This is a genomic window from Rhizobium sp. CIAT894, from assembly GCF_000172795.2.
Lineage (GTDB): Bacteria > Pseudomonadota > Alphaproteobacteria > Rhizobiales > Rhizobiaceae > Rhizobium.
Genome location: NZ_CP020951.1, coordinates 197,949 through 224,535, shown reverse-complemented (window position 1 = coordinate 224,535; position 26,587 = coordinate 197,949). Strand labels below are relative to the sequence as shown.

Annotated in this window: 23 protein-coding genes and 1 pseudogene; 8 read left to right on the top strand and 16 right to left on the bottom strand. The window is 61.9% G+C overall.

The annotated features are described in order from the left end of the window. Nucleotides 1–88: 88 nt before the first annotated feature. The 4 genes from RHEC894_RS33660 to RHEC894_RS27370 all read left to right on the top strand — a co-directional run bounded on the left by RHEC894_RS33660 (nucleotide 89) and on the right by RHEC894_RS27370 (nucleotide 2,037). On the top strand, nucleotides 89–271 hold the full coding sequence (locus RHEC894_RS33660) for a hypothetical protein (protein ID WP_085739861.1): 183 nt from the start codon (nucleotides 89–91) through the stop codon (nucleotides 269–271). Between the two features lie 350 nt (nucleotides 272–621). Next, nucleotides 622–936, top strand: a complete 315-nt coding sequence (locus RHEC894_RS27380) for a plasmid stabilization protein (RefSeq protein ID WP_085740135.1) — start codon at nucleotides 622–624, stop codon at nucleotides 934–936. Between the two features lie 78 nt (nucleotides 937–1,014). Further along, nucleotides 1,015–1,305, top strand: coding sequence for a DUF3175 domain-containing protein (locus RHEC894_RS27375; RefSeq protein WP_085739860.1), 291 nt, complete (start codon nucleotides 1,015–1,017; stop codon nucleotides 1,303–1,305). Nucleotides 1,306–1,311: 6 nt separating this feature from the next. Continuing rightward, nucleotides 1,312–2,037 carry a glutathione S-transferase gene (locus RHEC894_RS27370; protein WP_085739859.1) on the top strand — a complete coding sequence of 242 codons (726 nt, stop codon included), beginning with the start codon at nucleotides 1,312–1,314 and terminating at the stop codon, nucleotides 2,035–2,037. 7 nt (nucleotides 2,038–2,044) lie between these two features. Here RHEC894_RS27370 and ligD read toward each other — a convergent pair whose 3' ends face one another. The 14 genes and pseudogenes from ligD to RHEC894_RS27300 all read right to left on the bottom strand — a co-directional run bounded on the left by ligD (nucleotide 2,045) and on the right by RHEC894_RS27300 (nucleotide 18,890). Then, nucleotides 2,045–2,923, bottom strand: a complete 879-nt coding sequence (gene ligD, locus RHEC894_RS27365; protein ID WP_085739858.1) for a non-homologous end-joining DNA ligase — start codon at nucleotides 2,921–2,923, stop codon at nucleotides 2,045–2,047. Further along, nucleotides 2,920–3,927, bottom strand: a complete 1,008-nt coding sequence (locus tag RHEC894_RS27360; protein WP_085739857.1) for a DNA topoisomerase IB — start codon at nucleotides 3,925–3,927, stop codon at nucleotides 2,920–2,922. Before RHEC894_RS27360 ends, ligD begins: the two co-directional genes overlap by 4 nt. Nucleotides 3,928–3,942: 15 nt before the next feature. Further along, the gene (glgX, locus tag RHEC894_RS27355; protein ID WP_085739856.1) at nucleotides 3,943–6,099 is read right to left on the bottom strand and encodes a glycogen debranching protein GlgX; all 2,157 of its coding nucleotides are present in this window, start codon (nucleotides 6,097–6,099) and stop codon (nucleotides 3,943–3,945) included. Between the two features lie 102 nt (nucleotides 6,100–6,201). Further along, complete coding sequence (locus RHEC894_RS27350; protein ID WP_085739855.1) at nucleotides 6,202–6,996, bottom strand: SDR family NAD(P)-dependent oxidoreductase; 795 nt, start codon at nucleotides 6,994–6,996, stop codon at nucleotides 6,202–6,204. A gap of 357 nt (nucleotides 6,997–7,353) precedes the next feature. Beyond that, nucleotides 7,354–8,568, bottom strand: coding sequence for an MFS transporter (locus RHEC894_RS27345; RefSeq protein WP_085739854.1), 1,215 nt, complete (start codon nucleotides 8,566–8,568; stop codon nucleotides 7,354–7,356). 262 nt (nucleotides 8,569–8,830) lie between these two features. Further along, a complete protein-coding gene (locus RHEC894_RS27340) occupies nucleotides 8,831–9,313 on the bottom strand; it encodes a GNAT family N-acetyltransferase (protein WP_085739853.1) in 483 nt (160 codons plus the stop codon). 40 nt (nucleotides 9,314–9,353) lie between these two features. Then, nucleotides 9,354–10,559: a 3-oxoadipyl-CoA thiolase gene (gene pcaF, locus RHEC894_RS27335; RefSeq protein WP_085739852.1), complete on the bottom strand. Its 1,206-nt coding sequence runs from the start codon at nucleotides 10,557–10,559 to the stop codon at nucleotides 9,354–9,356. A 10-nt stretch (nucleotides 10,560–10,569) separates the two neighbouring features. Beyond that, nucleotides 10,570–11,259: a CoA transferase subunit B gene (locus RHEC894_RS27330; RefSeq protein ID WP_010068650.1), complete on the bottom strand. Its 690-nt coding sequence runs from the start codon at nucleotides 11,257–11,259 to the stop codon at nucleotides 10,570–10,572. Then, nucleotides 11,256–11,963, bottom strand: coding sequence for a 3-oxoacid CoA-transferase subunit A (locus RHEC894_RS27325; protein ID WP_010068651.1), 708 nt, complete (start codon nucleotides 11,961–11,963; stop codon nucleotides 11,256–11,258). Before RHEC894_RS27325 ends, RHEC894_RS27330 begins: the two co-directional genes overlap by 4 nt. A gap of 136 nt (nucleotides 11,964–12,099) precedes the next feature. Next, nucleotides 12,100–12,405: pseudogene (locus RHEC894_RS33975) on the bottom strand (hypothetical protein); the annotation flags it as partial. A gap of 230 nt (nucleotides 12,406–12,635) precedes the next feature. Continuing rightward, complete coding sequence (locus RHEC894_RS27315) at nucleotides 12,636–13,820, bottom strand: hypothetical protein (RefSeq protein WP_085739851.1); 1,185 nt, start codon at nucleotides 13,818–13,820, stop codon at nucleotides 12,636–12,638. 44 nt (nucleotides 13,821–13,864) lie between these two features. Beyond that, nucleotides 13,865–14,608 carry a TfuA-like protein gene (locus RHEC894_RS27310; protein ID WP_085739850.1) on the bottom strand — a complete coding sequence of 248 codons (744 nt, stop codon included), beginning with the start codon at nucleotides 14,606–14,608 and terminating at the stop codon, nucleotides 13,865–13,867. Nucleotides 14,609–14,617: 9 nt separating this feature from the next. Then, nucleotides 14,618–15,793, bottom strand: a complete 1,176-nt coding sequence (locus RHEC894_RS27305; protein WP_010069365.1) for a YcaO-like family protein — start codon at nucleotides 15,791–15,793, stop codon at nucleotides 14,618–14,620. Nucleotides 15,794–15,818: 25 nt separating this feature from the next. Beyond that, entirely contained in the window at nucleotides 15,819–18,890 is a 3,072-nt protein-coding gene (locus RHEC894_RS27300) for an AAA family ATPase (protein ID WP_085739849.1), read from the bottom strand. A 312-nt stretch (nucleotides 18,891–19,202) separates the two neighbouring features. Between RHEC894_RS27300 and RHEC894_RS27295 the strand changes: the two genes are divergently transcribed. Then, nucleotides 19,203–19,961, top strand: a complete 759-nt coding sequence (locus RHEC894_RS27295; protein ID WP_085739848.1) for an IclR family transcriptional regulator C-terminal domain-containing protein — start codon at nucleotides 19,203–19,205, stop codon at nucleotides 19,959–19,961. 53 nt (nucleotides 19,962–20,014) lie between these two features. Here RHEC894_RS27295 and RHEC894_RS27290 read toward each other — a convergent pair whose 3' ends face one another. Continuing rightward, nucleotides 20,015–21,559, bottom strand: a complete 1,545-nt coding sequence (locus RHEC894_RS27290) for an acid phosphatase (protein ID WP_085739847.1) — start codon at nucleotides 21,557–21,559, stop codon at nucleotides 20,015–20,017. 194 nt (nucleotides 21,560–21,753) lie between these two features. Here RHEC894_RS27290 and RHEC894_RS27285 point away from each other — a divergent pair, with 194 nt between their 5' ends. Continuing rightward, the gene (locus RHEC894_RS27285; protein WP_010068326.1) at nucleotides 21,754–23,046 is read left to right on the top strand and encodes a cytochrome-c peroxidase; all 1,293 of its coding nucleotides are present in this window, start codon (nucleotides 21,754–21,756) and stop codon (nucleotides 23,044–23,046) included. Nucleotides 23,047–23,173: 127 nt separating this feature from the next. Here RHEC894_RS27285 and RHEC894_RS27280 read toward each other — a convergent pair whose 3' ends face one another. Further along, nucleotides 23,174–23,641 carry an Imm26 family immunity protein gene (locus RHEC894_RS27280; protein WP_085739846.1) on the bottom strand — a complete coding sequence of 156 codons (468 nt, stop codon included), beginning with the start codon at nucleotides 23,639–23,641 and terminating at the stop codon, nucleotides 23,174–23,176. A gap of 282 nt (nucleotides 23,642–23,923) precedes the next feature. Here RHEC894_RS27280 and RHEC894_RS27275 point away from each other — a divergent pair, with 282 nt between their 5' ends. Together RHEC894_RS27275 and RHEC894_RS27270 are read left to right on the top strand one after the other, a co-directional pair. Continuing rightward, nucleotides 23,924–24,850, top strand: coding sequence for an ArsR family transcriptional regulator (locus tag RHEC894_RS27275; RefSeq protein WP_206427948.1), 927 nt, complete (start codon nucleotides 23,924–23,926; stop codon nucleotides 24,848–24,850). Between the two features lie 209 nt (nucleotides 24,851–25,059). Continuing rightward, entirely contained in the window at nucleotides 25,060–26,568 is a 1,509-nt protein-coding gene (locus RHEC894_RS27270) for an alpha-N-arabinofuranosidase (RefSeq protein ID WP_085739845.1), read from the top strand. The last annotated feature ends 19 nt before the right edge of the window (nucleotides 26,569–26,587 follow it).

Below are 26,587 nucleotides of genomic sequence, written 5' to 3'. Positions count from 1 at the left end.
CCTTTGATGCTGTTTGTCATATGCCTGAATTAGTTGTGCTTTATGGAATTTCAAAGGTGGGCTTCCACGGGGGGTGAACAGAGGCCGGATGACGCAGCAAGCTTTGGAGCTTCCCAAAAAATTTGAGCCCTCGCCCGATAACCGGGAACAACGACATTCAGTGGCTGTTTGTGGCGAAACCGGGAAAGTTGCCATGAACGACGGCCATACCGATATCCTCTTCGCCCCGCTTGCCACAGCCGGCGGCCGTACGTCGACCGCGATCGTGTGAGGGATGGAGATGTCGCTCCTCGTCATCGCCGCATTGCTCTATCTTGGTCTCGCGCTCGGCTTCATCCTTGTCGTCGACAATCTCGTCGGGCTGGTTTTCCGCGATCCCCGTCAACCGGTGCAGCCGCCCTCCTTCGACATCGCCCGCGCTTTTACTGCATCGCAAAAGCTCCATCGAAAATAACAACTCTTCCGGTGGCGCCGCAGACGGCTTCACGTCGATCGCCAGTTTCCATCGGAAGCCGGTGCTGTCGGCATTGTTGCGCATCCCGCCTTTGCCGACCGATGCGTTCGCCGGAACTTTTGCGGTCGATGACGGTTCAATCCCTTTGCAAAACAGAGGAGGCGACGATGCCGAGAGGTGACAAGTCCGACTATACCGACAAGCAGAAACGCAAGGCCGAGCACATCGAAGAGGGCTACGAGGATCGCGGCGTCTCCGAGAAGGAGGCCGAACGGCGCGCCTGGGCGACCGTCAACAAGGAAAGTGGCGGCGGCAACAAATCCGGCTCCGGCCGCGGCAAGAAGGATACGCATGAATCCTCCGAAAAGGGTGGCCGCGCCGGCGGCACAGCATCCGCCGCACGCTCGAAAGCCGAACGCTCCGCCTCGGCGAAGAAGGCCGCGGCGACGCGCAAACGCAACGAACACCACAGCAACCATTAGATCGGTTAGGTTTCACAGAGGCACTGAACCGCTCTAACTTTTAGTTTTTACGCAATTCCCGGCAAAGGGATATCAGTCATGGCCAAATCGAAGAAGAAATGGTCGCAGACCGTCACCGAACACAGCGACGCGATGGACCTGAAGAAAGGTGCGTTCAAGTCGAACGATCCGAAGAAGATTGCCCGCTCCGTAAAGCACTCCGCCGAGGAAAGCGATCGGCGCAAGTCGAGCCCCTTCCGCGCGGCCATGTCGATGCTGACCTTCTACATCAACCGCGCCGGCGACCAACTGACGAAAAAGCGGCGCGGCACCCTTGAAAAAGCCAAGGACGAACTGCGAAAAGACTTCGGTCGTCAACCGAAGGGTTAAGCGGATATGCCATACGAGCTTTATTATTGGGACGGCATCCAGGGTCGGGGCGAGTTCGTCCGGTTGGCGCTGGAGGAAGCCGGCGCCGACTATATCGACATCACCCGTGAACCCGGGCGCGGCACCGGCGCCATGTTTAAGATCATGGAAAGCGAAAGCGAACCGCACATTCCCTTCGCGCCGCCCTTCCTCAGGGATGGCGACCTCATCATCCCACATGTCGCCAACATCCTGTTTTATCTCGGCCCGAAGCTCCGCCTTGCGCCTGATAATGAAGGCCTTCGCCATGTCGCCAACGGCCTGCAGCTGACCATCACCGATTTTGTCGCCGAGGTGCACGACACCCATCACCCGATCGATGTGGCGCTCTATTACGAAGACCAGAAACAGGAAGCCAAAGCCCGCTCGGCCGCCTTCATCCGCGAACGCATTCCGAAATTCCTCGGCTATTTCGAGCGTGTGCTGCGGCAGAACCCGAACGGCCCCAACCACATGGTCGGCAACGCGCTCACCTATGTCGACCTGTCGGTCTTCCAGGTGATCGAGGGCCTGAGCTATGCCTTTCCTAACGCCATGGCCAGCCGCAAGGCGGAATACCCCGCTCTGCTCGCATTGCGCGACAAGGTCGCGGAGCGCCCGAACATTGCCCGCTATCTCGCCTCCCGTCGCCGCCTTGCCTTCAACGAGGAAGGAATTTTCCGGCATTATCCCGAACTCGATAGCGCCGGATGAAGTGATCTCATTCCAGTGGCACGGCCGCATCGAAGAAATCGCCCCATGGGTCCTTCGGCCGGGTTTCCAGTTGCTGCGGCACATTGGCGAGCGTGAAAGCGGCCGGACCGGGCAGCTCGTTCAACTCCTGCCAACCGAGCGGCATCGAAACCGGAGCACCCGGTCGCGCCCGCGTCGAATAGGCCGCGACCGCCGTATTGCCGCGGCCGTTGCGGAGATAGTCGATATAGATATGGCCGCCGCGTTTGGCCTTCGTCGCGGTTGAGAGATATTTGTCCGGCATATCGGCCGACATGCCCTCGGCAAGCGAATGGGCGAAATCCTTCACCTCGGTCCAGCCGGCCTTCGGCGCAAGCGGCGTCACCACATGCAGCCCCTTGCCGCCCGACGTCTTGACGAAGGCGGCAAGGCCGCGGGCTTCCAGCCGCGCCTTCACGTCAAGTGCGGCCGCGATCACCGCATCCCAGGCCACGTCTTCGCCGGGATCGAGATCCATGGTGATCATGTCAGGTCTTTCCCAATGATCGATTGTCGTGCCCCAGGGATGGATCTCGAGCACAGCCGATTGCACCAGCGCCGCGACGCCGTTGAAATCCACGATATCAAGCAGCTTTTCGCCATCGGCATCCTGCGGGTCGGCGACCTCCTCGATGTGGGGATTCATGCCCTTCCAGGCGTGTTTCTGGAAAAACCGCTGATGGCCTTTTATTCCGTCCGGCAGGCGCAGCAGCGCCAAAGGCCGGTTGACGACATAGGGTGCCATGAAGCGCCAGACCGCAGCATAATAATCCGCGAGCGCCTGTTTGGTCACGCCCTCGTCCGGCCAATAGAGCCGGTCGGGATGGGTCAACGATACGTCTGATTTCGGCAGATTACCCGGGCTCATTCCTCGATCTCGCGTGTCAGGAAATCAAGTAGCCTGTTTTCCTCGGCCCGCAAGCCCCGCAGCGGTTCGGTGCCGCTGTCGATCAGCGGATGATCGTTGCCGGCGAGCGCAATGATCGCCGGATGGATATAGCTTGAGCGCGAAATCGCCGGCGTGTTGTGCAAGGTCTCGGCCGCCGCCTCCGACATTTCCTTCACCGTCGGCCGGCCGCCGTTCATGATCGTCTCGCGCGCCGCGCCGAACGCCGCGAGCGATCCCGCCCATGTGCGGAACGTCTTCGCCGAAATGGGAATCTCCGATATCTCGGCCAGATAGGCGTTCAGCCGGCCGGAATCGATCGGTTTCAGTACTCCGCTTTCATCCTTCCAGACGAAGAGCTGGCGGCCGGGCAGGTCGGCAATTTCCTCCAGGATCTTCTGCAGCCTCGGATGCTTGAGGCTGCGCTGGACGCGCTTGCCGCCCTTGGCGCGGAATTTCAGCTCGATCTGTCCGTCGACGATCTTCAGGTGCCGCTTGAGCAGCGTCGTTGCGCCATAGGTGCCGTTCTCCCGCACATAGGCCTGGTTGCCGACGCGCAAATGCGCTTCGTCGAGCAGCGTCGTCAAAGCCGCCAGCACACCGTTGACATCCTCCGCGCCGGTATCGAGATGGCGCAGCACGGTGCGGCGTATCCTCGGCAATGCCCGGCCGAATTCGATCAGCTGGTGGAATTTTCCGGCGCTGCGGAAGGATTGCCATTCCTTGTGGTAGCGGTATTGCTTGCGCCCGCGCGCATCATAGCCCGTCGCCTGCAGGTGACCGTTTTCATAGAGGCAGATCCAGACATTCTCATAGGCCGGCGGCAGGCCGAGCGCGCCGATGCGCGCCCGCTGCAATTCATCGGCCAGCGTCCGGCCGTCCGGCATCACGTAGCTGAAACCCTTGCCCTTCCTTCGCCTGCGGATGCCCGGTTCGGTATCGCTGACATAGACAAGGCCAAGTTCGGTGATGGCTTCGGCATTCATGCTCTGATCGACCTGCTATTTGTTGCGGCGGCCGAACTGGAACCAGCGGCGGCGCTGGGCCTTGGTCGCGCCCTCCGGCGGCTGGGTCTGCCCTGTCGGCGCAAAGACGGCCGCGCTCTGGGTATAGACGATGACGGGATTGTCTTGGTCGTACACCTCGAAGGCGCCGGTCTCCGCCCCTGTGTCGAAAACCCGCGACCATTGCGTCAGCCCGTTCACCTCGGGCAGGTGGACCTCGCAATCGCCACCGGCGTTGAAGACAAGGAAGAGATCGTCCATCGTTTCGGTATCCGGCGCCTGCGCGCTTTTCGAGATATAGACGCCGAGCACCTGTAATCCGTCGTCGTTCCAGGCACCGTCATCCATGAAGCTGCCATCGGGCTTGTACCAGGCGATCTCGATGCGCCCGTCCTCGCTGGTCTCGCCGGTCAGGAACCGCTCCTGCCTGAGGACCGGATGAGCCTTGCGGAAGGCGACGGCCTGCCGGCAGAAATCGAGGAAGGGATCGTCGAGCCCATCCCAACTCGTCCAGCCGATTTCATTGTCCTGGCAATAGGCATTGTTGTTGCCGCCCTGGCTGTTGCCGAGCTCGTCGCCGGCCAGGATCATCGGCACGCCCTGGGACAGCATCAGCGTCGCCATCATGTTGCGCCGCCGCCGGGCGCGGGCCGCATTGATACCGGCATCGTCGGTGGCGCCCTCGGCGCCCATATTGTCGGAATGATTGTCCGAATGGCCGTCCCTGTTGTCCTCGCCGTTCGCCTCGTTGTGCTTGCCGTCGAAAGAAACCGTATCCGTCAGCGTGAAACCGTCATGGGCCGACAGAAGATTGATCGAGGACGTCGCGCCCCGGTCTGAATGGTTGAACTGCGGCGCCGAGCCGGTGACGCGGGCGGCCACCTCCGACACCATGCCGCCATCACCCTTCCAGAAACGGCGCACATCGTCGCGGAACTTGTCGTTCCATTCGCGGAAGGGGTACGGGAAGCCGCCGACCTGATAACCGCCCTCGCCGATATCCCATGGTTCGGCGATCAGCTTGACGCCTGCAAGGATCGGATCCTGGCGGATCGCCCCGAAGAACAGGCCCTGACGGTCGAACTCCAGATCCTGCCGCCCGAGCGTGCTGGCGAGATCGAAGCGGAAGCCGTCGATATGCATGACGCCCACCCAGTAGCGCAGGCTGTCGAGCACCATGCGCATCACCATCGGGTTGGCGACATTCAGCGTATTGCCGGTGCCCGTCGTATCGAAGGTGTGGCGGGGATCGTCGGGCGAGAGGATGTAATAGCTCGCATTGTCGAGCCCGCGGAAGGAGAGCGTCGGCCCCTTCTCGCTGCCCTCGGCCGTGTGGTTATAGACCACGTCCATGAAGACCTCGATGCCGGCGGCATGGAACTTCCGCACCATGGTCTTGATCTCAGTGATCTTGTCGCTCGACATGTAGCGCGATTGCGGCGCGAAGAAACCGAGCGTCTGGTAGCCCCAGTAGTTCGTCAGGTTCTTTTCCAGAAGATAACGATCGTCGAGGAAATACTGGATCGGCAGAAGCTCGATCGCCGAGATGCCGAGCTTGACGAGATGATCGATGATCGGATCGCTGCACATGCCGAGAAAGGTGCCGCGCAGCCGGTCGGGCACCTTCGGATGCGTCATCGTCAGGCCGCGTACATGCGCCTCATAGATGATGGTGTCGGGCCAGGGGCGGCGGATCGCCTCTTCACCCGCCCAGTCGAAGTCCGGATCCTGCACCACGCCCTTGACCGTGAAAGGCGCGCTGTCGCGGTCGTCAAAGGAAAGGTCGTCCTCGCCGATCCGATAACCGAACAGCGCGTCGTCCCACTGCAGCGCCCCCGTCACCTGTTTGGCATAGGGATCGAGCAGAAGCTTGTTTGCGTTGAAGCGATGGCCGGCGTTGGGGTCGTAAGGCCCATGGGCGCGATAACCGTAAACGGTGCCCGGTCCGACGCCGGCGATATAGCCCGACCAGATGTCACCCTCGCGCTTCGGCAGCGGCAGCCTGGCGATTTCGTTTTTTCCGTCGGGTGAGAAGAGGCAGAGCTCTATCTGTTCCGCATGCGCCGAGAACACAGCGAAATGCGTCCCGGAACCCGTATACTCCGCCCCCAGCTCCGGCTTGAGGAAGTCGAGTTCCGAAAATGAAAAGCTCATGATGCCCCGCTTGGTGATGTGGCCAAGCAGGAAACGTTACGGCGGTTCGAAAGTTCCGTCCTTGACGGGAAAAGCGAACGATGCGGCTCGCCGGGGCAGCCGCTACGGCATCAGTTGGCCGCCATTGACCTCGATGATCTGGCCGGTGATGTAACCCGACAAGGTCGGCGAGGCGAGGAAGAGATAGGCGCCGACGCAATCCTCGGAGGTGCCGACGAAGCCCATCGGGATCGACTTGCGCTGCAGTTCCATCTGCTCGTCATTGGTATAACGCTCGTGGAAGGGCGTGGCGATGACCCCGGGCGCCACCGCATTGACGCGGATCCTGTCGCCGACGAATTCCTTGGCATGGCCGCGGGTGATCGTCGAGACGAAGCCCTTGGACGCCGCATAAAGGATCGCGCCGTTGCCGCCGCCGTTGCGGGCGGCAATCGAGGTGGTGTTGATGATGAAACCGCCCTGCTTCTTCAGCCAGGGGTGGGCTGCGCGCGTTGCCGCCAGCACCGAGCGGGCATTGAGGTCCATGACAGCGGCATAATGCGCATCGGTATATTCCGAAGTCGGCTTGCGCCCCAGCATGCCGCCGGCATTGTTGATGAGGCCGTCGAGATGGCCGAAGGTCTTGGCCGTCTCCTCGACGACCCGCTCGGTCTCCCCTTCCCTCGAGACGTCGCCCTGGATCAGATGCACGGTGCCGCCGGCCGCCCGGATCTCCTCGGCGAGCGCCTCCGCCGGCTCGCGGCTGGCATTGTAATGCACGCCGACCTTTGCCCCCTGCGCCGCAAAGGCGCGGGCAAGCGCCGCCCCGATCCCGGTCGAGGCGCCGGTGATCAGCACCGCCTTGCCTGAGAGATCCGGAAGTTTGATGGATGCAAGCAATTGCGCAAGTTCTGCCATGGCTGAGATAGCCTCCAAAATCACGGACATAGGTGATGAAACAGACAGGGGAAGTCTATCAGCCGAAATCGGCGAAGGGCAATGCACGAAAAGGCGAGAATTGAATTGGGGGAAATGCCGTGGCTGGCCGTCGGACAACAAAAGACCCCTCCCCAACCCCTCCCCACAAGGGGGAGGGACTAAGCTGTGGTGTCCGGCGGCGACCAAAAGCAGAGGTCTTGCTGGCTGTTACCGTTCGACGGATTGATACGATAGAGTCTATGTGAAGCGGTGCGGCATCTTAGCCCCTCCCCCTTGTGGGGAGGGGTTGGGGAGGGGTTTTCCTTCGCATGCCTCCTCGATCGAAGGGGAGCCTCATCACGAAGACACGCCGAAAGCAGGCTGCGGCTTCTGGCGAGCCAGCGGCGGAAAGGCCAGCGCGATCGCCGCGGCCCCGAGCCCGACCATCGCCGAGCCGATGAACAGCCAGGAATAATTGGCGAACCTATCGAAGATCCAGCCGCCGATCAGCGGTCCGAAGGCCATGCCGATGCTCGACAGCATCGTCGCCGCGCCGAAGACCGTGCCGATGATGCGCGGCCCGAAATATTCCCGCGCCAGCACCGCATAGAGCGGCATCACGCCGCCATAGGCGCTGCCGAAGACGATGGCGAGCGCATAGAATTCGCCGAGTTGGCTGACGAAGAGATAGGTCGCGAGTGCGCCCGCCTGCACCAGCAGGCCGGCGACCAGCACCGGCTTCACGCCGATCCTGTCGGCAAGGCTGCCATAGAGCAGACGGCCGCCGAGGCCCGCCAGCCCCTCGACGCTGTAGATGCTGACGGCCGCCATCGGGGCGACGCCGCAGATCGTCGCATAGTTCACCATGTGGAAGATCGGCCCGGAATGCGCCGCGCAACAGGCAAAGAAGGTCAGGCCCAGCACGATGAATTGCGGCGATCGAAAGACTTTCGACAGCTGCGGCCGGGCACCGTCGACTGCAAAGCCGGTTCCGGTTTCCGCGGCCGCGGCGGGCGGACGCCTGACCAGCAGAACGGCCGGCACGAGCAGCAGCCAGGTAGCAATGCCGATCATCAGCATGGCCGGCCGCCACTCATAGGCCGAGATCAGCCAGCGTGCGAAGGGCGAGATCGTCATCGGCGCCACACCCATGCCGGCGGAGACGAGCGACACCGCAAGGCCGCGGTTTTCGTCGAACCAGGCGGTCGTTACGGCAATCATCGGCGCGAAGAAGGTGCTGGCGGCCAAGCCGACGAGGATGCCGTAGGTCAGCTGGAACTGCCTGAGCGTCTCGGCCCGGCTTGCGAGCACCAGTGCCAGCCCGAGCAGCACGGAGCCGATCAGCACGACGATGCGCGGGCCGAAGCGGTCGCTGGCCGCACCCCAGAGGAAGCCGCCGAAACCCATGACGATGAAATTCAGCGTCATCGCGCTGGCGATGCCGACATGCGACCAGCCGGTGGCGGTGGCAATCGGCTCCTGAAAAATCGCCAGCGAGAACATCGCGCCGAGCGCAACGCACGTCATCAAGGCGCCCGCAGCGACGATGACCCAACGATAGGAAACACTCATGGCTTCATACCTCCATGCCGACAGAGTGATCGCGACGCCTGCGGCTCCCCGCCGCACTCCACGCCTCGCCACCTAAAGACGTTCGGACCGCTGCGATTTCGACAGCATGCTCACATCATTTTTCGCTGTACAGTCTAAAGCGCGTCGCGATCTTTCAGATTCGCTCGTCGCGCTTTAGGTCTTTGTTTTACGCATGTCGTTGCGGCAAAAGCGCTTCGCGCTTTGCCTGGCAAAACCGCTGCACACTTTTGCGCGACATGCTTTAGAGAGCCCTGAACATCACCAATGCGTCGACATAACCCTCGCTGGGATGGAGGAAGACGCCGGGAAGGCGTCCGACAATTTCGAAGCCGAGGGATTGCCAGAGCGCGACCGCGCGCCGGTTGCTGCTGACGACGAAGTTGAACTGCATCGCCCGAAAGCCTCGCAAGCGGGCATGCTCCAGCGAATGTTCGTGCATTCGGCGGGCAACGCCGCGGCCGGCCGCAGCAGCATCGGTCATGTAGCCGCAATTGCAGACATGCCGCCCGCCGCCGGCCTGATTGGCCTTGATGTAATAGGTGCCGAGGATGACGCCATCGTCTTCGGCGACGAAGGTCTCGCGATCCGGCCCCATCCAGTAGGCAAGCGCATCGGCTTGCGAGAGATCGCGGTCGAGCGCATAGGTCTCACCGGCGCGGATCGTTGGGGCGATGATCCTCCAGATGGCGTTTCGGTCGTCATGGTCTGCGGGTCGGATCAACATGCCCGATTTCTACAGAAGCCGGGCACCGGGTGCAACGCTCTCAGACCCTTTCGAGCGCGATCGCAATCCCCTGCCCGACGCCGATGCACATGGTCGACAGCGAATATTTCCCGCCGGTCCCGGCAAGCTCCAGCGCCGCCGTGCCGGTGATGCGGGCACCCGACATGCCGAGCGGATGGCCGAGCGCGATTGCGCCGCCGTTGCGGTTCACCCGTTGATCGTCATCGGCAATGCCGAGGGCGCGCAGCACCGCCAGCCCCTGGCTGGCGAAGGCCTCGTTGAGCTCGATGACGTCGAACTGGTCCTCAGTCATGCCGAGCCGGGCCATCAGCTTGCGTGAGGCCGGGATCGGACCCACGCCCATTATCCTTGGCGGCACGGCGGCGGCGGCACCGCCGAGGATGCGGGCGATCGGGGTCAGCCCATATTTCCGCGCCGCCGCTTCGGACGCGACGATCAGCGCCGCCGCCCCGTCGTTGACGCCGGAGGCATTGCCTGCCGTCACCGTGCCGCCCTCCTTTTTGAAGGGCGTGGCGAGTTTCGCCAGCGCCTCGATCGTCGTCGCGCGCGGATGCTCGTCCTTATCGACGACGACAGGATCGCCCTTGCGCTGCGAGATGGTCACCGGAGTAATTTCCTTCGCCAGTCGCCCGTTCCCCTGGGCGGCGGCGGCCTTCGCCTGGCTGCGCACCGCAAAGGCATCCTGGTCTTCGCGGCTGACGTGATAATCCTCGGCGACGTTCTCGCCGGTCTCCGGCATGGAATCGACGCCGTACTGCTTTTTCATCAGCGGATTGACGAAACGCCAGCCGATCGTCGTGTCGTGAATTTCGGCGGCCCGTGAAAAGGCCGTCTCGGCCTTCGGCATGACGAAGGGCGCGCGCGACATGCTTTCGACGCCGCCCGCGATCATCAGCTCGGCTTCGCCGGCGCGGATGGCGCGGGCCGCGGTGATGACCGCATCCATGCCGGAACCGCAAAGGCGGTTGATCGTCGTGCCCGGCACCGCGATCGGCAGGCCGGCCAAGAGCGCCGACATGCGCGCGACATTGCGGTTGTCCTCACCCGCCTGGTTGGCGCAGCCGAAGATCACGTCGTCGACGGCTTCCCAATCGACGCCGCCGTTGCGCTCCACCAGCGCCTTCAGCGGGATGGCACCGAGATCGTCGGCGCGCACCTGCGAAAGCGAGCCTGCGAAGCGGCCGATCGGCGTCCTGATATAGTCGCAGATAAAGGCTTCGGTCATGGCTTTTCCTTTAGAGTTTCGGGACGACGAGGTCGGCAACCGGCCCCTCGACATGGAGGGCCGCGCCGGTCATGGCCTGCAATTCCTCCAGCGACATCGCAGCCAGCTTCTCGCGCAGAACGAAGCGCCCGTCGACGATGTCGATGACGGCATGGCTGGTATAGATGCGGGTGATACAGGCGACACCGGTCAGCGGGAAAGTGCATTTCTCCACCAGCTTCGGCTCGCCTGTCTTGGTGACATGCTCGGTGATGACGCAGACCTGCTTGGCGCCGTGCACCAGATCCATGGCGCCGCCGACAGCCGGCACGCCCTTGCTGCCGACCCGCCAGTTGGCGAGATCGCCGCTCTGGGCGACCTGATAGGCGCCGAGGATCGCGACATCGAGATGGCCGCCGCGCACCATGGCGAAGCTGTCGGCATGGTGGAAGAAGGCCGCCCCAGGCTTCAGCGTCACCGCCTTCTTGCCGGCATTGATCAGGTCCCAGTCCTCTTCGCCGGCAGCCGGCGGCTCGCCGAAATTGAGAATGCCGTTTTCCGTGTGGAAGATCGCCTGACGGCCGGGCGGCTGATAGCGGGCGACCATTTCGGGAAAGCCGATGCCGAGGTTCACATAGGCGCCGTCGGCAATGTCCTGCGCGGCGCGCCAGGCGATCTGCGCATTGGTGAGCTTGATGTCTTCACGGGTGTTGACGGTCATATGTAGGCTACTCCGGCTCGGATGAGCTCTTCTTCCTGCTGGGGATTGGGAACGGCGACGACGCGGTCGACGAAGATGCCGGGGGTGACCACATGTTCGGGATCGATGTCGCCGGCCGGCACGATGGATGAGACCTGAGCGATGGTCTTGTCCGCCGCCATGCACATCAGCGGATTGAAGTTGCGGCCGGCCTTGTTGTAGGTGAGGTTGCCCTTGATATCGCCGATCTGCGCTTTGACGATCGCGAAATCGGCCTTTAGCCAACGCTCCTGCACATAATGGCGGCCATCGAATTCGGCGATGACCTTGCCCTCGGCCAGCTCGGTGCCGTAGCCGGTCGGCGTATAAAAGGCCGGAATGCCGGCGCCGCCGGCGCGGATGCGCTCGGCGAGCGTGCCCTGCGGCACCAGTTCCAGTTCGATTTCGCCGGCCAGATATTTATCGGTGAAGGCGCGCGGATCCGAGGACCGCGGAAAAGAGCAGATCATCTTTCGGACCAGGCCGGCATCGATCATCGCGGCGATGCCGATGCGGCCGTTGCCGGCATTGTTGTTGATCACTGTCAGGTTCTTCGAACCCTTGTCGATCAAGGCATGAATCAGCTCGATCGGCGCACCCGAGCCGCCGAAACCACCGATCATGACGGTCGCGCCGTCACCGATCTCGGAGACGGCCTCGGCCGTGCTCCCGACTGTCTTATCCATGCGGGAATTCTCCTTGGCTGTGCGGAAAGACCTGCCGGTCCCATCCTCCAGCGTCAGAGATAAAGCTTAGGCAGGGCAGAGGGCAAGGTAATTTGTGCGATATATGATATTTGTTCATATATCGCACAAAATAAGGTCAATCGCGAAGCCGCTGCGGTGCCAGCAATTGTGTTTGCGCATAGGCCAGCGGCGACCGGTTGCCGGGCAGGTTTTCGTCGAGCACCAGCGTCTTGAGGTCGTCGGCGCGGAGGTCGAGGGCGATTACCCGTTCGAGCTTGTCCAAGGACCAGACCGAATAGCCGAGCTCCCGCGAGTAGCCGCAATCGCACCCGCAGCCGTCTCCGAGTATCTCCGTGGCCTCGACGGGAAGACACATGATCTTCGGCTTCGGCAGCTTGTAACAGTGGCCCTCATAGGCGTAGCCATAGATCACGCCGATACTGATGATCCCGACATTGCCGGGATCGATCGGAATGTAGCAGTTGCCGACCTTGAGCCTGATTTTGTCGGAACCCGCTTCGGGATCGCCATCTCGCAACGGCTTTGCGTCCTTGCCGGGACAAAATTCCTTTCGCCCGTAGAGACGGACCTCGCTGGGATTGAATGGCACTTTACCTGTTCCAATGAACGGATTTTCAGAGCAGCAACTCATTTCCCCTCTCCTTTTCCGGCTCACCGCGAGCCGATGATTTCACGCCATACAAAGTTTTCCTCTAATTGCGCCGCAGTCTGTAGATCCGCGGCAGAGATGATTGCCAGCGCGGCGTCCCCAAGCCGCATCGTGTCCGGGTCCAGCCTGTGAAGCGCTGCGCCGATCGCCGCGCCGACGGAATCCCTTGCCTTGGTCAAGGCCAGCTTGAAGAAGAGCGGCCGGTCCCGGCAGGCCGCCGCCGTCGATTGCCGGAACCAGTCGAACTCGTCCTGCGCCAGATCGCGAAGATTGACGGAGAGAAGACGGCGATCGGCGCAGCCGCTGGCGACCAGCTCCCGGTGGTAGAGCTCGACGATCGTATCGAAGATCGCACCGAGAAAAGGCAGCGAGCGGTCGTGAACCTCGCTTGTGACCTCCGACATGCGCCGGAAATTGGTCGCAAGGCGGATCTGCGTCTCCGGGCTCGTCTCGGCAAAACGGTTGAGCTCGTTATAGAGCAGGAGATTGCCCTTGGTCCGGCGCAGCAGACGGTCGATGGCGGAATCGAAATGCAGGAACGAGATCAGGGATATGCTGTCCGAGATCGCTTCGGAGAAGGGAAAGAAGTCCGCGTCACGGGAAAGCGAGCCGGGAACCCCCGTCTGCGACAGCGTGATGAGGTGACCGATCTCATGCGCGATCGTATCGAAATTCAGCGCATAGGGCCATTGCTGACCACCTGCGTCCGAGTAACCGAGTTCGAGGAAACCGAAGCCCGCCTGCGCGTTGTCCCACCGGACGAAGGGAACGATTTCGAGCCGCGGGTAGAAATCGGAAAAGAACCAATGCATCGGCCGCGCAACATAGTTGCGCCAGGCCTCCAGAACGAAATGAATGCAAGCATAGGCATGGACGCCGAGATAGTCGCGCGATCTTGGGTCGAGACTATCGAAATTGCCGTCCGGTCCGGGCCGCACGGAACGCCGCCGGGGGCCGCGAAACGGCGGCAAGTCCCTGAAACCATAAGGCTCCTTGTCGTACAGCGGATCGGCGACATACATCGATACGTCGCTGGGGCCATCAGCGATCTCGTCAGGCAATATCGGCAGCAAAACGCGATCCGGCTGCTCATATCCAAGGATAAAGGGCGGCTGGGGAAATATCCAGAATCGAGTCCCAAGTCCCGGCTGGGTCATTTTAAGTGATATGTCAGGAGGTAATTCCATAGCTCAACTACTCAATTAGATGAGTTATATGGCAACAACTTAAATTAGTACTTGCTAACTAAACTGATGTCAATAGATCCGGCTTCCAGATCACGCAGAAAGGTATTGGTTACCATAAAAGATTGCCCCGCAGGCTGGTACTTCGACAAGGCGGGAGCCAGCCGAAGCGCAAGACGCGCATCGGCCTTCTTCTGCGCGATCCAATGGCTGCGCAGCAAGGCCGACTTCTCCGCTGGCCATTGCGCTGCGGCGAGCACCTTTCGCAGGGACCGGTCGCGGAAATTAAGCCGCCGGGCGGCGGTGATGCCGGCCTCCATCTCGGCTTTGGCAATCAGGCCACGACGAAAGAGCGCCGTAAAACTGCGCTGCAGATCGACCAGAGCCTCGGTCAAGGCCGTGAAGCCGAGTTCCGCAGGGCCGCATTGGACCGCGACGGCATCTTCCGCCGTCAGCGGCCAACGCCGGTACCATCGATAGATCAAACCGACGCCGATCATTCCGAATGGATGCAGCTCGGCAGCCCGGAGCGCCCCCATGCTTGCGGCCCCGATCACCACGATACCCTGCGACAGCGCCCAGAGAATCTCCTTGTGGCGCACGGCCGGCCTGTCCTCGAACAGACCGTCGATCAAGACCATCGCTTTCGGGCGAAATGCGTGGGCGGCAAGAATGATATCTCCCTGCGAAACCGGCTGCAGATAGACGGCGTCCAGAATGCGCTGCGCCTGCGGCAAGCCAAGCGTCGGACCGAGAAAGACGAGTATGGGGCCGTCCGCTTTCTGATCCATCCCGCACCCTCACCGCTCGACTGCAAAAGGGCGCATGCCCGCCAGCACCGTGCGCACGCAATGAATGCCCGGATCGTTTTCAGACGCGACTGGAACGGCGAGCACCGGCCCCAGGCCAGCTGCAACGATCCTTTCCAGGAGATCGGCAAGCTCGGTAACCGCAGGCAAAATCTCCACCTCGATCGTTAGAGCGCCTTCACCGAGAATGAGATCCCGGGCGTCGGCAAACATGGCCCTGCTTGGCCTCGCATAATGTTTGCGCGTCTGGTCGTCGCGCGCGCCGGATATCGCCCCGGCCCGGGCCGCCAATGCTTCCAGCAAGGCGCCGAACGCCGCGCCGTGAAGATCGAGACCGGCACAATACCCCTCCGTCGGGAGGGCCAGTACCGCTTCGCCTTCGCCGGCTTCGATCGTCTGGCACCAGACGACCGGAATCCCCGTCGGCGAAGGGGCTCGCCAGAAGGCAGCCGATATTCCAAACCCGGCGACATGTGAGAGAACATCCTGAACCGCCGTGCCCAACTCCGGCAACGGCAGTCTCATCCGGTCCATGAAACCATGCGTTTCGAAGGCCCGGGCAATCGCATCCCTTTCGATGCATTCCAGCAGTCCATGCCGCAAGGCGCCGAAGTCTGAGCTGTGGCAAGCAAGGCCTGTCGTGGTGCGCATGAAAACGCCATCATGGGGCGGAGGCGGATCGGTATAGATCGTGTGCACAAGTTCGAACGGGATCGGCGAGCGACTGCCGGTCGCCATATCGACACCCATCATCCAGCCGATCTGGCATTCGCGCCAATTCGTCCGGCAAGCCGGAAGGCAGAAACCGTCGAAAGATCCCGCGCCGATCCCCAGGCTTTCTGCGGTCGACAGGAAGACGCGGGAGGCGGGGATCGCCTCGGCGTAAAATCGCTCGAGCGATTCCATGACCGCTCCGATTGCGGCAGACGTTCTGGACATTCCACGGCCGAGCGAGGTGACCTCAGACAATGCCGCCGGTCGTATGGTCTGGACGACCGGAAGTCCGATCCGATCGAGACCGGTGAGATCGGCGATGCGGGTGATCCGGGCTCGACGGCAGAACGGCAGCAAGGAGCGGAAATAAGCCTCGGCGTTCCCGGGGTCCGGCTCCGCCGCTGCGAGAGGCATGTTTGCATCGATGATGCCGGCATAAAATGCCGAGAGCATTTCTCTCCCGTCGGCGGAGCAAAGGTCAGAGATCGCCGGCAAGGCCGAGCTCCTTCGCCGATCGGTGCGCCCGATGCAGCAAGGCAACCGCGCCCTGCTCTTTGGCGATGACGAGCGCCGTCCTCAGATCCGCAAGCAGAGCCTCCTCCCCTGCCTTGGCGTTCGACAGCAGCAGCGCGCGACGGCGGTGAAGCTCGGCGAGCCAATAACGGTGGCCTGTCGCCTTCGCCTCGCCGATAGCATCGGTGACGACCTCGATCGCCGCCTGATATTTCCGCGCCTGGCCGAGCATGGTCGCATGCATGTAGAGATAGATCGGCAGATCGGCGACGGTTCCGAGCTCCCTTAGGAGCGCCAGGCCTTGATGGAAAATCTCCTGACCGCGGGACAGATTTTCAACATGCGCGGTCGACCATCCGCGAAAGACCATCGCCAGTGCCGACAGGGATTGCAGTTCGTGCCTTTTCGCAAAATCGCCCATCCTGGCCGAAATCTCCATCAGGCGGGCGTGATCGTTGCGATAGAAGGCCGATACCGCCTCGGTATCCAGCGAGTGCGACTTGCTCGGCATATGCGCGATGCGATCGGCAAAAGCGACCATGTCGGCGAGCACCCTGCTGGATTCCTCGGCCTGCCCCGTCAACCAGAGCGACAGCGCCAGCTGTCCGAGACCGCAAACCTTGGCGTCGTGGCCGAAGACATTGCGGCTCGCCTTCGCCGCCTCTTCGTCGTAAAGCGCAAGCCCCGCCTGTATGGCTTTTTGAGCCTCCTGGTGCCTTCCGACGTTGAACTCTATCGCCCAGATCGAATGGTTGACCTGCAACTCGATCTCGCGATCGGCTATCCCGGAAAGCATGGCCTGAACTTCTCGGGCGCGGCTGTGCATTTCCGTGAAATTCTGCCCGGTCAGCCACCAGCCCCAATAGAGCGGAAACCACTTGGGCTGATCTTCCTTCGGCTGGCGGCGTGCGATCTCGACGCCTTTTTCGTAAAGCCTCCGCGCCGGCGCCGAGTTGGGTCCGACCGTCGCCGTCAGCAGCGGTCCAAGCACCATCAACACCGACAGGCGCAATTCATCCGAAACAGCGTCGGGCACGGTCTCGCAAAGCGCCAAAGCATGTTCGAAATGGTGGCGCGCCTCCACCATCGCCGATCGGCCGGCGTGCTCTTTTCCGGCCTGCGTGAACAGCGAAACCGCCTGCGGCAGAAGGCCGGCGGATTCTGCATGTTCGGCAAGCGCACCCTTATCCAGCCAGTTCGCGATCGCCGGATTGCTGTTGGCCGCCATGAACAGGCGGCGGTGGAGAAGCTGGCGCTGCGTTTTCAGGAGGCCGTTGTAGATGGTTTCCTGGATCAGCGCATGGCGAAAGCCGTAGGCGACGCCGCCATGGGCACGCAGCCGGGTCAGGAATCCGGTCTCGCACAGCGTTTCGGCGGCATGCAGGAGAGATTTCCGGCTTGTATCCGGCAGCAATGGGCGAAGCAGCGAGACGGTAAAACGATCGCCGGCGACGGCCCCGGCACGCGCCACATCCCGCGCGGAACCCAAATGTTCGAGCCGCGAATTCAAGATGCCCTCGAAGACCGAAACATGATTGCGGGACGGATTTTCCGGTACGTCCATCGCGTCTTCAGCCGCCGCATCGAACGCCCATTGGCATATTTCCTCGATGAAAAGCGGAACGCCGCCGGAGATGCGTTCGCTCGCCTCGAGCAGCTGCGGCAATGCCTCCCGGCGATGCTTCGGCCAGCGTGCGGCGATCGCCAACCGGGTTTCGTCGCGGTCGAGCGGACCGAGCGAAATATGCTCCGGCTCGTCGCCGTCGAACATACCGGCGGGGAGCCCCCGCCGGCTGGTGACGATCAGCAGGGCGGGCAGTATAGGTACGAGCCGCGCCGCTTCGCGAAGCAGATGCTCGGACGTCGGGTCGATCCAATGAATGTCCTCGACGACAATGACCAGCGGCGCCTGCTCGCATATGACGCTCAATGCTTTCGACAGCGCCTGCCGTGCGCGTTTCTGTATCGTCTTGGGAGAACTGTCGGAGAGAGTTTCATTGCGCCCATCTGCGCCGAGCAGATGCGAGAATATGCCGATAACGTCGGAATCCCGGATGCCGTGGCGCGCGAACTGGGCGGCGACCGCATCGACCGTCAGCGGCCCGCCACCTGCAGCGTGGGAGCGGCGCTGGGGAAAGCTGTTCAGCAGCGGGTGAAGCGTCGAGCGAAACCCTCCCGGCAGGCATTGAAAGAACAGCGATCGTGCCGGTTGCGCATGGATCATGTGGCGGGCTTGCCGAAGCAGGCGCGACTTGCCGATACCGGCCTCACCGGTGATTGCAAGGACCTTGCCCCTGCCTCTGACGGCAGCGTTCCAGGCCTTTTCTATCCGGCCGAGCTCGGCGACGCGGCCAACGAAGGTGCCGTCCAGCCTTCCGAACGCGTGGAACCGATCGAGCTCCCGCTTCCGGCCGATCGCTCTCCAGACATTTTCGGGTTCGGAAAAACCTTTCAACATGCGTGCGCCTTCCGGAACGAAGGCATGCGAGCGGCCGGCGAGATTGCGGGTCTCCTCCGAAACCAGCACGCTGTCGGATCCGGCGGCGGCCTCAAGCCTTGTCGCAAGCGCAAGCGCCGCGCCCGTGACCGGCTCATGTATCCAGTTCTGCAGCTGCGCATCCCGGATCAGGGCAACCGAGGTCGCCACCCCGACACGCACGTGCAGATCGTCCCGAATGAGATCGCCGGCGAGCCGCTGACATGCTTTGACGATTCCGAGGCCCGCGCGGATCGCCGCCGAGGCGGCATCGCGGGGCCCAAGCTCGATCGGGAAAAGTGCCACGCCGCCATCGCCGGCTTCGACGCGGACAACGCCGGAATGCGCCGTGATCGCCTGCCGCGCCGCCTGCTGAAAAGCGGCGATCATATCCTGATAGTCCTCGATATCCATCAGATTGAAGAGATTGGTGGAGCCGATCAGATCATAACACAGCGCGGTCACGACCCGCCGCTCGCCGCCATGTTGGGAAGGACGGCCATCGCCAGTCGAAACGTCGGTAGATTGCCCCTGCTTGTCGATCGGCGTGTCGCGACTCATACAGGCCTCCTGCCTTCCGAGTGTCGATAACCACGCTACTTCGGCGATCATATCACGACTTATCCGGGTTGTCGGCTGGGAATGTGGCGGCCTTCCTCCAATCGAAGTCGTCTATGCTGCAGCGTCCGGATCAAATAAGGATCGGTTCCAAGGGCGCAGAAAAACTGTCCGTAGAGCGCGGACGGTCTTTTCAGACGCGCGACGCCATATCACTTTGAAACTGCGCATAATCCTTTCCGATTCCGATCTCCGGGCTTATGCGCTAGAAAATTGCTCAAGCGTCGAACCACGAGAGCGTCCATAACCCGAACCATGCGCGAAACGGATTTCGTCAGCGGTTTTGCCCGCGGCCTGAAAGTCATCGAAGCCTTCGGCGAAACGCGCCCGCGGCTTTCCATTGCCGAGGCCGCCAAGCTGACGGCGCTGGATCGCGCCACCGTGCGCCGTTCGCTGCTGACGCTCGCCGAGCTCGGTTATGCCGATTACGACGGCAAGTTCTTCACCCTGACGCCGAAAATCCTGCGGCTGGGCCATGCCTATCTCCAGGCCACACCGCTGCCGGCGCTGCTGCAGCCGCATCTCGATCATCTCTCCGAACAGGCCGGCCAGAGCGCCTCGGCCTCGGTGCTCGACGGCACCGACATCGTCTATATCGCCCGCGCCGCCCAGCGCCGGGTCATGTCGATCAACCTCACCCCCGGCAGCCGCCTGCCCGCCTATTGCGCCTCGATGGGCCGGGTGCTGCTCGCAGCCCTTTCCGAGAACGAGGCCCGCGCCATCCTCGCCCGCAGCGAGCTGAAGCAGAACACCGCAAAAACCAGGACCGACCCGGAGGAACTGATCGAAGAATTCCGCCGCGTGCGCGCCGAGGGCTACGCCATCATCGATCAGGAGCTGGAGATCGGCCTCTGCTCGATCGCCGTACCAATCGAAAACGACCGCGGCGAAACGGTCGCGGCGATCAATATCGGCGCGCCGGCCGCCCTCGTTCCGGCCGCCGAGATGAAAGCGCGTTATCTCAAGCTGCTGAAGGAAACGCAGGCCGCCTTGCGGCCGCTGCTGCGCCGGTGAAGAAAAGCCTGAAGGCGGCGCGGCCCCAGTTAAAACCGGGGCCGCGCGCAAGATCAATGCGTCAGGTCGAGCGCGGCTGTGAGGTCGCCCATCGGCGGCTGGCCGTTGGCGCGCAGCGCCGTGTCGCGGGCGACGATGCCAGGTAGAACCGGCAGATCGTAGCGCGCGGTAATCAGGCGGATGATCGAGGTCGTGTCGTACTGGGTGTGATCGACCGTGCCGGCCTTGGCGAAGGGCGAGATGACGAAGGCCGGAATGCGGTTGCCCGGGCCCCAGCGGTCGGCCTTCGGCGGCGCGACGTGATCCCAGAAACCGCCATTCTCGTCATAGGTGACGATGACCAGCATATGGCCCCATTGCGGGCTCTTCTCGAGATGCGAGACGAGATCGGCAAGATGCTGGTCGCCGCTCGAAACATCGGCATAGCCGCCATGTTCGTTGAGGTTGCCCTGCGGCTTGTAGAAGGACACCGCCGGCAGTTTGCCGTCGTCGATATCTTTCAGGAAGGCCTGGCCGGCCAGGCCGCCATCCTTCAGATGTTCTGCACGCGCGGAGGTGCCGGGGGCGAAATTGGCGAAATAGTTGAAGGGTTGGTGGTGGAACTGGAAGTTCGGCACCGGCGTGGCGTTCTTGCCGTCGAGGGCCGCCTGCCAGGCGCCGCCATACCAGGCCCAGCTGACGCCCTTCAGTGACAGGAGGTCGCCGATGGTGGTCTCATGCTGCGGCGGCAGGGTCGTCGCCGCATTGGGATCGGCATAGGCCGGATCGCCGTCCTTGGCCGGCGGATTGGCGCTCGGTTCATAGGGCGGCTGCATGGTGTTGACGGCATAGAAATCCGGCGTCAGCGTGCCGTCGGAGACGAATTTAGGCGCCCCCTCCAGCGCTGATTTCGGGGCGTTGTCCGCCACGACAAGCGAGGTGCCGTCGGCATCGACCTTGGCGATCACAGGCTTGGCCGGGCTCTTGTCGGCATCTGGATAATAGGGCGCACAGGCGCAGACCAGCGCGAAATGGTTGAGGAAGGAGCCACCGAAAGCGCCCTGGAAGAAGTTGTCGGCGAGCACGTATTTCTTGGCGACCTGCCACATCGGCAGGATCGAGCCGTCATAATGGCCCATGACCAGGCTGCCGGAATCGGCCCAGGCGACGAACTTGTCGTTCTTGCCGCCGTCGATCTGCATCTGCTCCTGATAGAAACGATGCCAGAGATCGCGGGTGATCACCGTCGGCGCCTGCGCAAAACCCTTGGGATCGTCGATCGCGAAGCTGGCATTGGCAAGATGGGCCGACTGCGCCTCGGTGATGGCGGGGGTGACGCCCTTGGCGGTCAGGCCGCCCCAGGCCGGCGGCAGTTCGGCGAGCGGCTTGCCGTCGCGGTCGAGCTGGCGGGCCTGATCGGGGCTGACATTGGAAAGACCGTTGGCGCCGGGAAAGCTGCCATAGAGATTATCGAAGCTGCGGTTTTCCGCGTAGATGACGACGATATTGCCGATCTTGTCGTAACCGGCCGGTGCGGCATGGGCTGATGCCGCGAACGCGAGCGGCACGAAGGCCGATCCGGCGAGGCAGATGGAATTCAGAAGCTTCAGTCTTTTCACGGGGTGTGACCTCATGGCTGGGGGCGTTGGCTAGAGGGAGCGGGGAACGCTCGGGGGCAATCCGACGCTAGACCCGCCATCTATCAACTTTGTGACATGGCTCTGTCACGAAGCGGCAGGACAACCACCGTCATCAATTTGTTGCAGCAAGGTTCGATGATGATGGAAAACAGTCCTAAGCACTTGGAATCCTTATGATGATGAAGACGATTTTCCGGTTTTCGCGATCCCGGCTGGCGATCGGCGTGGCCGGTGCAGCACTCTGTCTGGCCATTCTGCCGCTGCGGCAAAGCAGCGCGGCGGAGGCGTCCGGCGTGCATCCCGGCCCGATGTCGCGCGCCGAGGCCTTCGCCCGGGCCGAGACGCTGACCGCACTCGGCCGCAAACTTTTCTCGGATATGTCGCTGTCGGCCTCCGGGCTGCAGGCCTGCGCCTCCTGCCATGACCCGGCGCATGGTTTCGGCCCGGCATCGGCCGCGCCGGTCGAAATGGGCGGCGAACATATGGACCGGCCGGGCCTGCGCACCGTTCCGACGCTGCGTTACCTGCAGGCGGTGCCCGACTTCACCGAGCATTATTACGATTCCGAGGACGAGGGCGACGAAAGCGTCGACAATGGCCCGACCGGCGGCCTGACCTGGGACGGCCGGGTCGATCGCGGCGCCGATCAGGCGAAGATCCCGCTGCTCTCTCCCTTCGAGATGGGCAACAAGGATGCGGCCGAGGTCGCCGCCAAATTGCGCAAGGCGCCCTACGCCGCCGACATCAGGGCGGCCTTCGGCGAGACCGTCTTCGACAATCCTGATGACACCTTCGACGCCGCCGCCGAGGCGCTCGCCACCTTCGAACAGAGCGGCCCCGATTTCTACCCCTATTCCAGCCGCTACGACGCCTTCCTCGCCGGCAAGGCGACGCTGACGGCGCAGGAATTGCACGGGCGGCAGCTGTTCGAGGATCCCGCAAAGGGCAATTGTTCGAGCTGCCATCTCAGCGAACCCGCCAATGACGGCGAGCCGCCGCTCTTTTCCGATTTCGGCTTCCTCGGCCTTGCAACCCCCCGCAACATGGCGATCCCGGCCAACAGCGACCCCGGCTATCACGACCTCGGCCTTTGCGGCCCTCAGCGCACAGACCTTGCCGGTCACAGCGAATACTGCGGCCTGTTCCGCACGCCGACGCTGCGCAATGTCGCTTTGAAGAAGAGCTTCTTCCACAACGGCTATTTCCACACGCTGCGCGACGTCGTCTCCTTCTACGCGACCCGCGACAGCGACCCCGGCCGCTGGTATTCGAAAAATACCGACGGCACGGTTCGCCGCTATGACGACCTGCCGCAAGCCTATTGGGACAATCTCAACCAGGACCCGCCCTTCGGCCGGAAACCCGGCGACGCGCCGGCGCTGACCGATCCCGAGATTGACGACATCGTCGCCTTCCTCGGGACGCTGACGGATGCCGATCTGCAGCCCGAGGTGGGTGGGCATTAGTCTTATTCTGCCTACTATGACGGTCCAACGTTGGGGTGGATCAGGGAGCAGCAATTGCTGCCGAGTGAGAACTCCTGGCAGATCGATGAGTGGCATCTCGGCACGATCGGCGCAGAGCATCCTCAGATCATTTCCTGATCCCAGATACCCCGCCCATGACATTTTTTAAAGATTCAAGCCACTTATTGGGTCTCGCGTCAAAATGATCCCTGAGACGATCGATAACATGGTTCCCGCTCCACACGGCGGCCGGTTCCATCTGTGCGGCGTCACTAATTGTGATAGGTACTTCGACGCCGTCCCTATATGCTCTTACCGCGCCAGAAATGACATCAGTCTTTACGAAAGCTATATTTTCCCAATCCGGATTTGGCTCGAAGACACCGATGCTTCGCCAGCCGGTTCCGCGGAATGCGCTATCCATGACCCAGCACTTGAAGGCAACCGGCATGTCCGTGTTCGGTGCAATTTCGCCCCCTGAAATCACGTCGAAAAAAACGACCAGTGGATGTTTTAAAGCCATCGCGGCGGTGTAGCGACCATCGCCAAGATCGATCTCAAACAGCTCTCCGCGTCGCAGGGCCTTCCGCGCCATTTTACTCTCCAAATTCTATCTCGATTCGCTCGGGTCGTACTCTCTTCGTTTTTTTCCGCGAAATACAATTTTTCATGGCACCGCGGCAGACCAATCAGTCTATTGCTCAGCAGAACCCAAATGCCAGAGTCGCTGGCATTTCCCGCTCGAGAAAGTGTGGCCTCGGGAGTTATACCCGCGAGGCCGGAACCACGCAGCCTCATTCCTGCAATTGTTTAAATACACCCACTTGATGTATCATACTTTCCGATATACATCATTTCTCTGGGAATTCTTGGGGGAATGATGGAACGTTCGTTTTTGACGATTGCCGCGGGCGAGAATCATGAGGCGATACGGGCGCTTTCGGCGCCGGCGCGGATCGAGATTCTGAAGCTGCTGTGCGCCAAGGGGCCGCTTAACATCAACGATATCGCCCAAGCGCTTTCCCTCCCCCAATCCACCGTAGCGACCGGCATTCAGATCCTGGAAGATGCCGGGCTGGTGGATTCGCGGCTGGCGAAGGCCCGCAAGGGAAACCAGAAAATCTGCTCGGCGACCTATAGCGAAATCCTGATCAGCTTCGAGGAAAGTGCGGCGCAGCGGGCCAACAATATCATCGAAGTCGAGATGCCGGTCGGGCTCTACACCAGCTGCGACGTGCATGCGCCCTGCGGTCTTTGCTCCAGCGAAAGCGTCATCGGCCCCCTCGATGTTCCGGACTATTTCCTGGATCCGCAGCGTATGCAGGCCGGGCTGGTGTGGTTCGGCAGGGGTTATGTCGAGTACAAATTCCCTAACAATGCCAAGGTGTTGAACAAGGATATCCGCGCCATCGAATTTTCGCTGGAGCTGTCCTCCGAGGTGCCCGGCACCAATCCGGACTGGCCCTCCGACATCACGCTCTGGGTCAACGGCATGGCGATCGGCACCTGGACATCGCCCGGCGACTACGGCGACAAGCGCGGCGCCTTCACGCCGGCATGGTGGAAGCTCGAGGGCTCGCAATACGGGATGATGAAGACCTGGCGGATCTCGACGCGCGGCACCTTCATCGACGGCGTCGCCGCCTCCAATGTGACGCTCGGCGATCTGGCGCTTGCCCAGCATTCGTCCATTCGCCTTAGGGTCGGCATCGCCGAAAATGCCGGCCATACCGGCGGCGTCAATATTTTCGGCCGCGGCTTTGGAAATCACGGCCGCGACATCACCATGCGGCTGCATGTCTGAAAATCATTATCGGAAATCCTGATTTAAAAATCGTGCTTATTTTGAGTTTCAGCAGTCGCTTAATCATTTCAATTTATTGTAATTAAACGACTTTTTCAAATTATCGCATTAGTATGATTAAATATGCGACTCGATTGACAGAACGACATTCCTGATATCAAGTTAGGGGCAAGAAAACAAAATTCCTGATACACAAACGGGAGGATCCGTTGAAGACGAATGTCGTTGCCCACCGCGATTTCCGCATCGCGACCATTGACGCCAGGCTCTACAGCTCGTTTCTCGAGCATCTCGGCAGAGCGATCTACGGCGGTATTTACGAGCCCGGACATCCGACAGCCGATGAAGACGGCTTCCGCCGCGACGTGCTCGATCTCGTCCGTGATCTCGATACGCCCTACTGCCGTTATCCCGGCGGCAATTTCGTCTCGGCCTATAATTGGGAAGACGGCGTCGGCCCGCGTTCGGAGCGGCCGGTGCGGCTCGACCTGGCCTGGCGCACCCGCGAAGCCAACCAGATCGGCGTCAACGAATTCGTCGACTGGTGCAAGAAGGCCAATACCAAGCCGATGCTTGCCGTCAACCTCGGCTCGCGCGGCCTCGACGCCGCCCGCAATTTCCTGGAATATTGCAACCATCCCGGCGGCACCTACTGGTCGGATCTGCGCCGCAAACACGGCTGGTCCAATCCGCACGATGTCAAATTGTGGTGCCTCGGCAACGAGATGGACGGCCCCTGGCAGGTCGGTCATAAGTCGGCCTATGAATATGGCCGGCTGGCGGATGAGACGGCAAAGGCGATGCGCGGCTTCGACAAGTCGCTCGAACTCGTGGTCTGCGGCTCATCCAATTCCGACATGAAGACCTATCCCGATTGGGAGGCCCAAGTCCTCGAGCAGTGCTATGACAGCGCCGATTACATCTCGCTGCATATGTATTTCGCCAACCGCGAGAAGAATACGCTCAACTATCTCTCCCGCGCCACCAAGCTCGACCGCTACATCACCACGATCGGCGGCGTCATCGATTACATCAAGGCGAAGAAGCGCTCGAAGAAGACGATCGGCATTTCCTTCGACGAATGGAACGTCTGGTATCATTCCAACCAGCAGGACAAGGAGATCCTGGCGCGCGATGAGTGGCCGGACGCGCCGCATCTGCTGGAAGATATCTATAATTTCGAGGACGTGCTGCAGGTCGGCGGCATCCTCAACACCTTCATTCGCCGCTCCGACCGGGTGCGCATAGCCTGCATCGCCCAACTCGTCAACGTCATCGCCCCGATCATGACCGAAGACGGCGGTGCGGCCTGGCGCCAGACGATCTATTACCCCTTCTACTACGCCTCCCGATATGGCCGCGGCACGGCGCTGCAGCTCGTCGTCGACGGCCCGACCTATGACAGCGACGAGGAGAACGAAGTTCCCTATCTCGATGTTTCGGCGGTTCATTCCGAGGACGGCAGGACGCTGACCTTCTTTGCCGTCAACCGTCATCCGGATAGTGCGCTCGATCTCGATGTGCGGCTGGAAGGTTTCGGCGGCGCCCGCCTGATCGAGCAGGTGGAAATGACCCATGGCGATCTCGAAGCCGTCAATACGGCGCAGCGTCCGCAAACGGTCGCTCCGGTCACCGTCGAGAGCGCCAAGATCGAGGACGGACGGGTGCGGGCGGCGCTGAAACCGCTGTCCTACAACGTCATCCGGCTGTCGGTATGACAGCTGCGCCGGGCGCCGA